The following is an 11,277-nucleotide window of genomic DNA, read 5'->3' on the forward strand; positions in this document are numbered from 1 at the left end:
GCCCGCACATACGACCGCGGGCGCCCCCGCAGTGGGGACGCCCGCATTGTGTGCGTCCGGGGTCAGCCCAGGCCGGCCGACTTCAGCCAGGCCTTGGCGACGTCCAGCGGGTCCTTGTTCTCGAGCTGGACCTGGGTGTCCAGTGCCAGCAGGGACTTGGTGTCGAGCTTCGCCGAGACCGCGTTGAGCGCGGCGACGCCCTTCGAGGACAGACCGCTCTTGTATACGAGCGGCTGCACGTTCTCGAAGCCGAAGAGGTTCTTCGGGTCCTGGAGGACCACGAACTTCTCCTTGGTGATGTTCGGGTCCGTGGTGAAGATGTCCGCGACCTGCACGGTGTTCTTCTTCAGCGCCGCCAGAGTGAGCGGGCCGCCCGCGTCGAGCGCCTTGAAGCCCTCGAACTCCAGGCCGTACACGGACTTCAGGCCGACCAGGCCCTGCTGCCGGGTCTGGAACTCCGGCGAGGCGCCTATGGTCAGGCCCTTCGCGATGCCCTTGAGGTCCGCGATGCCGGACTCGGACGTCAGCTTGTACTTGTCGGCGGTGGCCTTGTTGACCGTGACCGAGTCCTTGTCCTGCGCGGCGGCGGGGTCGAGGAGCGTCAGCTTGGAGTCCAGCTTGGCCTCGATCGCGGCGGTGGTCGCCTCGATCGTCTTCGGCGCGGCCTTGGGGTCGAGGTAGGCCAGCAGCGCGCCGTTGTACTCCGGCAGCACGGTGACGGAGCCGTTCTTCAGCAGCCCGTACGTCGTCTCGCGGCTGCCGATGTTCGGCTTGTACGTGACCTTGACACCCTTGGCCTTGAGGGCCTCGCCGTAGATGTCGGCGAGCAGGATGCTCTCGGGGAAGTTGTTCGAGCCGACGACGACGGTCTTGCCGTCGGACCCCCCGCCCTGGAGCGGGTCGGAGGACTTGTTGCCGTCTGAGGAGCCACATCCCGCCAGCAGGGCCGTGGTCGCGGCAAGCGCGACGGCCGCCGCGGGGTAGCTCCTGATGGACCTGCTGCGTGGGGCGTTGGAAGTCACGATTCCCGTTCCGGACCTTGGGGATTGATGAGAAGCAAGCTCTGGAACTGATCCAATCCAGCCTGTTCTTACTCAGTCAAGAGCAGCCGGGTCACCAATTGGCGTCGATGCGTGATCAGTTGTGAATGCTGCGTAAACGGAGAGAGGCGGAACCGGAGGCTCTTTGTAATGGATTCTTGACTCAGGGCAACGTGCTTGATCGTTCAATGAGGCGATAGTCTCCACACCATTGGCGATCAGAATCGGTCAAACAGAGGAGGCCCGGTGGGCGGCATACGGGGCTTCGCCGACCGGTGGTCGTTCCGGCGCAAGCTCAACCTCCTGGTCGGTGTCCCCCTGGCGGTCGTGGCCGCCCTGCTCTCCTATCTCATCGCCGGCCAGGTGGGCCAGGCGCGGGACGCGGCGTCCGCGGCGGACCTCGTGCGCACCAGCGAGCAGGTGGCGTCGCTGGTCAACGACCTGGAGAGCGAGCACCAGCTGGCCATCCTGCTGTCCGTGCGCTACGAGGCCGGAGGCCGGGGCGTCCAGTCCACGCTCACCGCCTACCGCAAGGCGCAGGACGCGGTCGACGCGCAGATCGCTCAGGTGCGCCGGACCTTCGGCGACGGGCTGCCGGACAGCGAGGCGCAGGCACTGAAGGAGGTCGAGGGCCTCACCAGTCTGCGCGGGACGGTCGAGCAGAGCTATCTGCCCGCGAGCAACATCGACCCCGCCTACGACAACGCCGCCAGGACCGTGATCGACGGTCTGGGCCTCGACCGCAACGCGGAGCTGGCGGCCACCTTCACCGGCAACCTGCTGGACTCGCTGCTGCGCGCCGACGCCGCGCACGCCTCCTTCGAGACCGGCGTGTTCTCCGCGACGACCGGTGACACGAACGCACAGATCGAGTTCACGACCGCGGTCGGCGCGTACCAGCTCTACACCAACCAGGCCGAACGCTTCTCCCGGTTCGCCACCGAGCAGCAGGCCGACGAGCTCTCCGGCATCGAGCACACCGCCGCCCAGCAGGTCATCGCCCTGACGTACGCCGAGCTCCAGGTGGCCCCCAGCGGCCTGCAGGCCAGCACACCGGCGGAGATCAAGGCGACGTTCCAGACCGCTCTGACCGCCTATCCCTCCTACCCGGAACAGGCCGCGGCCCGGCTGAAGATCACCTCGTCCCTCATCGGCCAGATCGCCGACGGTGCCGACCACGCCTCCACCAAGGCCTGGTGGCGTGCGAGTCTGCTGCTGGCAGCGGCGCTGCTCGGCTTCGTCCTGTGGCTCGCCTTCTCGGTGCTGGTGCGCCGCTCGGTGGTCGGGCCGGTGCAGGCCCTCACCGGCGCCGCACGGGAGGTCGCCGAGGTGGCGGGCCGGGAACTGGCCCGGGTCGCCGACGACGACGCCGAGGACGACAGCCCGCCGAAGCTGCGCGAGATGCCGGTCACCGCGGACGACGAGATCGGTGAGCTGGCCGAGGTGATCAACCGCGTGCAGACCACTGCGATCGCGCTGCTCGAACGGCAGGTGCTCAGCCGCCGCAACGTCGCCGAGATGTTCGGCAACGTCGGCCGCCGGGTCAGCAACCTGACGACACGTCAACTCGCCCTGATCGACGCGGTGGAGCGGGGCGAGACCGACCCGGCCCTGCTCGAACGCCTCTACTCCATCGACCACATCGCCGTCCGACTGCGCCGCAACGCGGACAGCCTGATGCTGCTCGCGGGCATCCGCGAGACGGTCCTCGACTCCGGGCCCACCGCCCTCACCAACGTCGTACGCGCCGCGCTCGGGCAGATCGAGGGTTTCCAGCGGGTACGGCTGCACGCGCGCACCGAGGTCATGGTGGAGCCCGACATCATCGGCGACCTGACGCTGATGGTGGCCGAACTCCTGGAGAACGCCGTGTCGTTCTCGCCCGCGGGCAGCCCCGTCGAGGTGTACGTACGGGACACCTCCGGCGAGGAAGCAGCCCGCTCCGGCGGTGCCTCCATCGTCATCTCCGACCACGGCCTCGGCATGAGCGCCGAGCGGCTCGCCGAGGAGAACGCCCGGCTGATCCGCCGCGAACGCCTCGACGTGATGCCGACGAAGGTGCTCGGCCTGTTCGTGGTCGGCACCCTGGCGCGCCGCTGGGACGTCAGCGTCCTGCTGTCCCGCACCCCGGGCGGCGGCATGACGGCGGAGGTGACGGTGCCGTCGGCGCTGCTGCTGACGATGAGCCCGGTCGGGCCCACGGTGGGTGAGGCGACGGCGGAGACCTGGGGCGACGCGGAGCGGACGGCCGCCGAACGGCCGCTGTCCGGTGCCGTGTCCGGCCCGCGCCGCAGGTCCGCCGCCACCGAAGCCACCGCGACGCCGACCGACACCCCACGCCCCGGCCACCCGGGCCCACTCCCGCGCCGGGTGCCCCTCCAGGAGACCGACCCTGCCGGGACTCCACGCGCGACCGCACCGGCCCCGGACGCGACGGCAGCCGCACCGGCCCTGAACCCGGCAGCAGACGGGACAACGACCGCGCCCGCGCCGGGCACAGCCGCGGACACGGCGTCGGCAACGCCCGTCACGGGCGCCGGAGCTGCTCCTTCCTCCCCGTCCGGTTCCGGGCAAGTCCTCCGTACCGAGGCGTTCAGCGACGTGAGCCACTCCAGGTCCGACGACGTGACACCCGGCGGTTCTTCGGGCGTTGGCCCGGAGGTATCGTCTTTCCAGGTCACCCCGGGCGCGACAGTGCCGTCCACCCCCGGCGGGACCGGCCCGGCGGCCCTGGGTGACGGCGCCTCGCGGCCCCTGCGTCGCCGTGTCCGCGGTGCCACTCTCCGTACGACCGTCGACGCCGCTGCCCAGCAGACGGCGCGGCAGGCCCCGCGGCTCGCCGATGCGAACGCCGTACGGGACGCGCTCGACGAGTTCGAGGCGGCCGTGGAGCGCGCGCACCGCGACAGCGCGGCCGGCAGCCGGCCCGCGACCACCGACCCGCACGACCAGAAGCACCTCCCGGAAGGAGCCGAGCAGTGAGTACGCCGACTGGCGCCACGCCCGCCGAACTGCAGGCCGCCGCAGCCGACTTCACCTGGCTGCTCAACCGTTTCGCGACGGAGACCGCGGGCGTCGTCGACGCCATCGCGGTCTCGTCCGACGGGCTGCTCATCGCCGTGTCCGAGCTGCGCGAACCCGCGGACTCGGAGCGACTCGCCGCGATCGTCTCCGGCATCACCAGCCTGGCCGCCGGTGCGTCCGGCAACTACGGCCTGGGCGCCCTCAACAAGGTCATCATCGACCTGGAGGGCGGCCATGTCCTGGTCTCCGCGATCGGCAGCGGCGCCGTGCTCGGTGTCGTCACCGACAAGGAGGCCAAGCTGGGCAACATCGCCTACGAGATGACCCTGTTCGCCAACCGGGCCGGCAGCGCCCTCAACCCGCAGCTCGTGCTCCAGCTCAAGAACAGCGTCGGCGCCGCGTCGGCACGCTGACCGGTCGCCACCCGGACCCGGGCTCCACACGCCGGTCGAGGAGAAAGACTTCACCCATGGCGGACGGCTCCCCACCTCCGGGCCCGGACCCGGTCGGTCCGGCCCCCGCCGTACGGCCGTTCCTGGTCACCGCCGGCCGGGTGGCGCCGACGGCGTCCGGCAGGCCGATGCCGGTCGAGACCCAGGTGGTGGCCACCGCCGAGGGCCTCGCCGTCCTCGACGGGCTCTCCTTCGAGCAGCACGACATCGTCGCCGCCTGCCGGCTGCCGCAGTCCGTCGCGGAACTGGCGGCCCGGCTGCGGCTGCACCTCAACGTCGTGCGGGTCCTCGCCGAGGACCTGCGCGCCGCCGGGCATCTGACGGTGCACGTGCCCGACGTCGACGTCACCCACGACGCATCCGTCCTGCGCAGGGTGATCGATGGCCTGCGCGCCATCCCGAACTCCCGAGGGGTACTGCGTGACACCGACTGAACCGGCCACCCTCGCCCCGGCCGACCAGGGGGCCGCCGTACGACCGCCGCTGCCGGTCAAGATGGTGATCGCGGGCGGTTTCGGCGTGGGCAAGACCACCGCCGTGGGTGCGATCTCCGAGATCGAGCCGCTGACCACCGAGGCCGCCATCACGGAGGTCGCGGCGGGCGTGGACGACCTCAGCCACACCCCGCGCAAGACCACGACCACGGTGGCGATGGACTTCGGGTGCATCACCATCGACCCGACGCTGAAGCTGTATCTGTTCGGCACGCCCGGGCAGGAGCGGTTCGGGTTCATGTGGGACGACATCGTGGAGGGCGCGGTCGGCGGCCTGGTCATCGTGGACACCCGCCGCCTCGACGACTGCTACGCCGCCGTCGACTACTTCGAGCACCGCCAGATCCCGTTCGCCGTCGCCGTCAACGCCTTCGACGGGAAGGTCGAGCACGGCCTGGACGAGGTGCGCTGGGCCCTGGACGTCGCCGAGCGGGTGCCGGTGATCGTGTTCGACGCGCGGGAGCGGGGCTCGGTGCGGGACGCGCTGCTCGTCGTACTGGAGTTGGCGTTGGCGCGCACCGAGGGCTGACCCCGGAAAGCCGGGGACATCCGCCGGCACCGTCCGTTGCAGTCGCCAACTGTCGCTGCGGTTCAGGTCGTTGACGCCTGGGGGGCCATGGGTCGGTCAGGGCGTCTGGGGCTGGTGGTCAGTGCGCGATGGCTCGCGTACGAGGATGACCAGACGTACATGCACGAGGCCGCGGAGCTCATCGCGGACGCCCTGTACGACCCGGTCCTGAGGGCGTGCGAGCCCGCGATCGCAGGGCTGCCGGTGCTGCGGGACCCGCCCAAGGAGGTCCTGGAGGAGCGGATCCGGGAGACCTTCGCGGCCGCCTCGCTGGCCGGCGCCACGCTGGTGCTGTACCTGATCGGTCACGGGTCCTCGGACTTCGACGACGACCTGTGTCACATCAGGTGCCCCTTCGCACCCCCGGCGACACCGTGAACCGCGCCACCGCCCAGAAAAGGCCGAGCGTCACGAGCGCCAGCACGGCGACCAGCGTCGCGCCGCCCACGACCTTCTCGTAGTTGCGCTGATAGAGACCGTCGACGATGTACCGCCCGAGGCCGCCGAGAGAGACGTACGCCGCAATGGTGGCCGTCGACACGATCTGGATGGCTGCGGAGCGCAGGCCGCTGAGGATCAGTGGGAGGGCGACCGGGAGTTCGACCTGGAAGAGGATGCGTGGTTCGGCCATGCCCATGCCGCGGGCCGCGTCCACCGGGGACGGGTCGACGGAGCGCACCGCCTCGTAGGCGGTGACGAGGATCGGCGGGACGGCGAGGACGACCAGCGGGATCATCACCGGCGTCAGGCCGAGCCCGAGCAGCACGAACATCAGCACCAGCAGGCCGAAGCTGGGCAGGGCCCGGCCCGCGGTGGCGACGAACGCCACGGTGTTGCCGCCGCGCCCGGTGTGCCCGGTGAGCAGGCCGACCGGCAGGCCGATCGCGGCGGCGACGGCCAGCGCGGTGAGCGAGTACTGGAGGTGCTCGCGCAGCCGGGTGGGGATGCCGTCGTAGCCGTGCCAGTGGGCGCTGTCGCTGAAGAAGGCGTTGATGAAGTGGAGGACGTTCATCGGACGGCGTCCTCCAGTGCGGCCTGCATCGGGTCGGGTTCGTCGACGGGACGGGGTTTGCGGGTGCCGCGCGGCATCCAGGGGGTCACGAGGACGCGGACGAGGACGAGCAGGGCGTCCGCGAGGATGGCGAGGACGGCCGTGCCGACGACGGACAGCCAGATCAGACGCGGCTGGTGGTAGATCATGCCGTCGTTGAGGAGGTTGCCCAGACCGCCCTGGTTGCCGATCAGCATGCCGACGCTGACCAGGGAGATGCTGGAGACGGTCGCGACCCGCAGCCCGGCGATGATCGCGGGCGCTGCGATCGGCAACTGGACCTGGAAGTAGCGGCGTACGGGCCCGAGGCCCATCGCCGTGGCCGCGTCGAGGGTCTCCTGCGGCACGGACCGGACGCCGTCCACGATCGCCGGGACGAACACCACCAGGCTGTAGATGCCCAGCGGGATCATCACCGTCGTCTCGGTCTGGCCGGTGTAGTCGATGAGGACGACGAAGAAGGCGAGCGAGGGGATCGCGTACAGGATCGTCGTCACCCACAGCACGGGCGGGTACAGCCAGCGCAGCCGCACGCACAGCTGGGCGACGGGCAGCGCCACGACCAGTCCGGCCACGACGGGGATCAGTGCCTCGCGCAGATGCAGCCCGACCAGACCCCAGTAGGTGTTCTGCAGGTCGCTCGGGATGCCGAAGAAGCCGCCGCTCATCCCGCGACCTTCGCGTCGTCCGTGTCGCCGGCGCCCTCGGCGTGGGCGGTGCGGATGGCCTCGCCGATGGCCTGCTGCGAGACCACGCCCGCGACCCGGCCGTCGGCGCCCACCGCGACGGCCCACCCGGTGGGCGAGAGCACGGCGCAGTCGAGTGCGGCGCGCAGCGAGTCCTTGCCCCGCTCGAAGGGGCGCCCGTGGGCGAGGAGTCGGGCGGGGTCGATGTCCCCTGCGGTCAGGGCGCCCGGCTCGCTCCAGCCGAGCGGCCTGCCGTCCACATCGGTGACCAGCAGGTACGGTGCGCCGTTCGCGCTGCGCTCGGCGATCTGCTCGGCGGTGGCGTCGACGGCCACGACGGGGGTGGTCAGCAGGTCGAGTCCGGCGGAGGAGAAGAACGAGAGCCGCCGGATGCCGCGGTCCGCGCCGAGGAAGTCCTCGACGAAGTCGTCCGCGGGGTTGGACAGCAGCTCGGCGGGCGGCGCGAACTGGGCGAGGTGGCCGCCGGTGCGCATCACGGCGACCATGGTGCCGATCTTGACGGCCTCGTCGATGTCGTGGGTGACGAAGACGATGGTCTTGCCCAACTCGTCCTGGATGCGCAGGAGTTCGTCCTGCAGGCCCTTACGCACCACCGGGTCGACGGCCGAGAACGGCTCGTCCATCAGCAGCACCGGCGGATCCGCGGCCAGTGCCCGCGCCACACCGACGCGCTGCTGCTGGCCTCCGGACAGCTGGTACGGGTACCGCTTGGCGAGCGCGCCGTCCAGTCCGACCCGCTCCATCAGCTCCCGGGCCCGAGCCCGCGCCTTGTCCTTGCTCCAGCCGAGCAGCCGGGGCACGGTGGCGATGTTGTCGACGATGGTGCGGTGCTGGAAGAGGCCGGCGTTCTGGATGACGTAACCCATGGACCGCCGCAGGGTGTTGACCGGCTGCTGGGTGATGTCCTTGCCGTCGAGGGTGATCGTGCCCTCGCTGGGTTCGATCATCCGGTTGATCATGCGCAGGGTCGTCGTCTTGCCGCAGCCCGACGGTCCGACGAAGACGGTGATCGAGCGGTCGGGTATCTCCAGGGAGAGGTTGTCGACCGCGACCGTACCGTCGGGGTAGCGCTTGGTGACTGAATCTATGCGTATCAAGACGCCGAACACCCTTCGGTTCTGGGCCGTTGCAGGCAGAGTCTAGACCGCTTGTGTTTCGCGTTTCCTTCGGGAGTTTGGCCGGATCCGGCCCCAGTCTCGGTACCCGCCTTCACCCGGCTGTTCCGGCCTTCGAAGGCGTCGCTGAAACCGCCGTGAAGCCGTCCTGAATCCGGCGTCCCGCACGCTCTGCGGCATGAACGAGACCACATCAGCGGCCATCGGAGCCACCGGCCTGAGCAAGGCATACGGCGACAAGGTCGTCCTCGACGGAATCGACCTGCACGTGCCGTGCGGCACGGTCTTCGCGCTGCTCGGCCCGAACGGGACCGGCAAGACCACCACCGTCCAGATCCTCTCCACCCTGATCCGCGCCGACGGCGGCGAGGCCCGGGTCGCCGGGCACGGTGTCGCCGCCGCACCGCAGGCCGTACGGGCCCGCGATCGGCGTCACCGGCCAGTTCTCCGCCGTCGACAACCTCATCACCGGCGAGGAGAACATGGCGCTCATGGCGGACCTGCACCACCTCTCCCGCCCCGAGGGCCGGCGCGTCTGCGCCGAACTCCTGGAGCGCTTCGACCTGTCGGAGGCGGCGAAGAAACCCGCGGCCACCTACTCCGGCGGTATGCGACGGCGCCTCGACATCGCGATGACGCTGGTCGGCTCCCCCGAGGTGATCTTTCTCGACGAGCCGACCACCGGTCTCGACCCGCGCTCCCGGCACACCATGTGGCAGATCGTCCGCGAGCTCGTCGACGGCGGAGTCACCGTCTTCCTCACCACGCAGTACCTGGAGGAGGCGGATCAGCTCGCCGACCGCATCGCGGTGCTGAGCGGCGGCCGGCTCGTCGCCGAGGGCACGCCGGACGAGCTCAAGCGCCTGGTCCCCGGCGGCCACGTCCGGCTCCGTTTCCTCGACCCCGCTCAACTCACCCGCGCCGCCGATGCGTTGGGCCTGGGACTGCGCGACGACGAGGCACTGACCCTCCAGGTCCCCGGCGACGGCAGCGTGCACACCCTGCGTGCCCTGCTCGACGTCCTCGACAGCGCCTGCGTCCACGTCGACTCCCTGACCGTGCACACCCCGGATCTCGACGACGTCTTCTTCGCGGTCACCGACCGCCCCGACCACGAGAAGGTGCAGGCCCGATGACCACCGCCGCCCCGCCCGCTCCGCACGTCCGCGACTCGCTCACCATGCTGCGGCGCAATCTGCTGCACGCCCGCCGCTACCCTTCGATGACGCTCCAGGTCGCGCTCATCCCCGTCTTCCTGCTGCTCCTGTTCGTATACGTCTTCGGTTCGGCGCTCGGCGCCGGAATCGGCCAGGGCGGCGGCAGGCCCCTCGGCAGCCGCCCGGCAGCGCATCAGCTCCAGGAGCAGTTCCTCGTCGTGGGGCCGGTCGGCGGCCAGTTCGGCAAGCGGGCCGAGGGCTTCGTCGCGGCGGCCGGTGCGGGCGAGGGAGAGTGCGCGGCAGCGGACGAGCGCGCGGTGGGTCACGGCCCGCTCTGCGCGCAGTTCCCCGACCAGATCGCTGAAGGTGCCCGCTTCCCCGCCCGGGGCGCCGTCCCACAGCCCGAGCCCCTCCTCCGCCTCGGCGAGGGCGCCCGCGTGGTCCCCGGCCCGCGTCTTCTCGGCGCAGGCGGCGGCGAACAGCAGGACGGCGGAGGTGTCGACCTGGTCCTCGCGCAGGGCGAGCCGGTAACCGGTCGGGGTACTGGCTATGGCCTCGGCGCCGAGCTGACGGCGGGCCCTCGACACGAGGATCTGCAACGCCTTGACCGGGTTCTCGGGCTGCTCGTCCGGCCACAGCCCGTCGACCAGCCGCCCGGCACCGCACCCCGCCCGCAACTCCCCCGCCAGCAGCGCGAGCAGCCCCCGCAGCCGGGGCGCGGTGATCTCCTGCCCCCGGTGGGCGACGGACGACAACAGCGTCAACTCGATGGTCACCGCGCCAGGTTAGTCAGACTGTCGCATCACGCGGCCGCCGAGGGCTCCCCCGCGACCGGAAACCCCTCCGTCCGCAGCACCTGCCCCCCGGCGTCCACGGCGAACACCTCGCAGCCCGGCAGTGCCGCGGCCCACCCGATGCCCTGCACGCCCAGCGCGAACGCCGCCGTCGCGACCGAGTCGGCCTCGGTCAGGGTGGCGGCCACGACGGTCAGGCTCTGCAGTCCGGTCGCCGGGAGCCCGGTACGGCCGTCGATGATGTGGTCGCCGCGTTCGTAGCGCGCGGAGGTGGCGACCGCCCCTTCGGTGAGCTCGAGGACGGTGCACAGCTTGTCGGTTTGTTCGGGGTGCCGTACGCCGACCCGCCAGGGGCCGCCGGCGGCGACCACGTCACCGCCGGCGTTCAGGACGAACCTCTGCGCGCCGGCCGCCTTCAGCAGCTCCGCCGCCCGCTGCACCGACCAGCCCTTGACCACCGCACAGGGGTCGAGCCCGCGGCCGGGCAGCCGTACGTCGAAGGCTCCGCCCGTCGCGATCCGGTAGTGCTCGCACAGGCCGAGGACCTCGACGAGGTCCTCGCTGAGCTCGTCGGATGCCAGCTCGCCGCGGCCGTGGCGGGACACCTCGCTGTCGGACTTGAACGGGCTGAACCGGGCGTCGACCTCGCGCAGCCAGGCGAAGACGGCGTCGGCGGCCGACTCGGGAACGTCCGCGTCGTCGACTCGGAGCGAGACGGGGAAGCCCATGACGTGTTCGACGCGGTGCATTCGGATCAGCCCTTCGCGTCGATCGCGGCCTGGAGGGACTCCTTGTAGCCGTCGCTCGTGATGGTCGCACCGGACACGGTGTCGATTTTCGCGCTCTGCGCCTTCAGCGTCTCCGCGACCAGCTTC

Annotated in this window: 11 protein-coding genes and 2 pseudogenes; 6 read left to right on the forward strand and 7 right to left on the reverse strand. The window is 70.9% G+C overall.

The window, feature by feature from the left end; all coding sequences use genetic code 11:
- Window positions 1-62: 62 nt before the first annotated feature.
- A complete protein-coding gene (locus AB0N07_RS06730; RefSeq protein ID WP_365832780.1) occupies window positions 63-1,022 on the reverse strand; it encodes an ABC transporter substrate-binding protein in 960 nt (319 codons plus the stop codon).
- 264 nt (window positions 1,023-1,286) lie between these two features.
- Here AB0N07_RS06730 and AB0N07_RS06735 point away from each other — a divergent pair, with 264 nt between their 5' ends.
- From AB0N07_RS06735 to AB0N07_RS06755, 5 genes are all read left to right on the forward strand, one after another.
- Complete coding sequence (locus AB0N07_RS06735) at window positions 1,287-4,022, forward strand: ATP-binding protein (protein WP_365832782.1); 2,736 nt, start codon at window positions 1,287-1,289, stop codon at window positions 4,020-4,022.
- On the forward strand, window positions 4,019-4,477 hold the full coding sequence (locus AB0N07_RS06740; protein WP_344401922.1) for a roadblock/LC7 domain-containing protein: 459 nt from the start codon (window positions 4,019-4,021) through the stop codon (window positions 4,475-4,477). The genes AB0N07_RS06735 and AB0N07_RS06740 overlap by 4 nt, the downstream gene beginning before the upstream one ends.
- 56 nt (window positions 4,478-4,533) lie before the next feature.
- The gene (locus AB0N07_RS06745; protein ID WP_365832784.1) at window positions 4,534-4,950 is read left to right on the forward strand and encodes a DUF742 domain-containing protein; all 417 of its coding nucleotides are present in this window, start codon (window positions 4,534-4,536) and stop codon (window positions 4,948-4,950) included.
- 61 nt (window positions 4,951-5,011) lie between these two features.
- Complete coding sequence (locus AB0N07_RS06750) at window positions 5,012-5,539, forward strand: ATP/GTP-binding protein (protein WP_365832974.1); 528 nt, start codon at window positions 5,012-5,014, stop codon at window positions 5,537-5,539.
- Between the two features lie 159 nt (window positions 5,540-5,698).
- A complete protein-coding gene (locus AB0N07_RS06755) occupies window positions 5,699-5,956 on the forward strand; it encodes a hypothetical protein (protein WP_365832787.1) in 258 nt (85 codons plus the stop codon).
- Here the strand turns inward: AB0N07_RS06755 and AB0N07_RS06760 are convergent.
- The 3 genes from AB0N07_RS06760 to AB0N07_RS06770 are packed head-to-tail and all read right to left on the reverse strand — an operon-like array spanning window position 5,922 to window position 8,433.
- Entirely contained in the window at window positions 5,922-6,590 is a 669-nt protein-coding gene (locus AB0N07_RS06760; protein WP_365832789.1) for an ABC transporter permease, read from the reverse strand. The two genes, AB0N07_RS06755 and AB0N07_RS06760, sit on opposite strands and share 35 nt — an antisense overlap.
- On the reverse strand, window positions 6,587-7,297 hold the full coding sequence (locus AB0N07_RS06765; RefSeq protein ID WP_365832791.1) for an ABC transporter permease: 711 nt from the start codon (window positions 7,295-7,297) through the stop codon (window positions 6,587-6,589). Before AB0N07_RS06765 ends, AB0N07_RS06760 begins: the two co-directional genes overlap by 4 nt.
- Entirely contained in the window at window positions 7,294-8,433 is a 1,140-nt protein-coding gene (locus AB0N07_RS06770) for an ABC transporter ATP-binding protein (RefSeq protein WP_365832794.1), read from the reverse strand. Before AB0N07_RS06770 ends, AB0N07_RS06765 begins: the two co-directional genes overlap by 4 nt.
- 196 nt (window positions 8,434-8,629) lie before the next feature.
- Between AB0N07_RS06770 and AB0N07_RS06775 the strand changes: the two are divergent.
- Window positions 8,630-9,587, forward strand: a pseudogene (locus AB0N07_RS06775) (ATP-binding cassette domain-containing protein).
- Between the two features lie 173 nt (window positions 9,588-9,760).
- On the opposite strand, the pseudogene AB0N07_RS06780 reads toward AB0N07_RS06775, so the two are convergent.
- From AB0N07_RS06780 to AB0N07_RS06790, 3 genes and pseudogenes are all read right to left on the reverse strand, one after another.
- Window positions 9,761-10,384 (reverse strand): annotated as a pseudogene (locus tag AB0N07_RS06780) (BTAD domain-containing putative transcriptional regulator); the annotation flags it as partial.
- Window positions 10,385-10,410: 26 nt separating this feature from the next.
- Complete coding sequence (locus AB0N07_RS06785; protein WP_365832796.1) at window positions 10,411-11,151, reverse strand: FAD:protein FMN transferase; 741 nt, start codon at window positions 11,149-11,151, stop codon at window positions 10,411-10,413.
- Window positions 11,152-11,156: 5 nt separating this feature from the next.
- The coding region (locus AB0N07_RS06790; protein ID WP_365832976.1) for an FMN-binding protein at window positions 11,157-11,277 on the reverse strand (121 nt) is incomplete at its 5' end.

The organism is Streptomyces sp. NPDC051172 (assembly GCF_040682555.1).
GTDB lineage: Bacteria > Actinomycetota > Actinomycetes > Streptomycetales > Streptomycetaceae > Streptomyces.

Coding starts and splice junctions, on each gene's coding strand:
- AB0N07_RS06785 (WP_365832796.1), bottom strand. CDS start 11,151: ATGCACCGCGTCGAACACGTCATGGGCTTCCCCGTCTCGCTCCGAGTC.
- AB0N07_RS06760 (WP_365832789.1), bottom strand. CDS start 6,590: ATGAACGTCCTCCACTTCATCAACGCCTTCTTCAGCGACAGCGCCCAC.
- AB0N07_RS06750 (WP_365832974.1), top strand. CDS start 5,012: ATGGTGATCGCGGGCGGTTTCGGCGTGGGCAAGACCACCGCCGTGGGT.
- AB0N07_RS06745 (WP_365832784.1), top strand. CDS start 4,534: ATGGCGGACGGCTCCCCACCTCCGGGCCCGGACCCGGTCGGTCCGGCC.
- AB0N07_RS06765 (WP_365832791.1), bottom strand. CDS start 7,297: ATGAGCGGCGGCTTCTTCGGCATCCCGAGCGACCTGCAGAACACCTAC.
- AB0N07_RS06755 (WP_365832787.1), top strand. CDS start 5,699: ATGCACGAGGCCGCGGAGCTCATCGCGGACGCCCTGTACGACCCGGTC.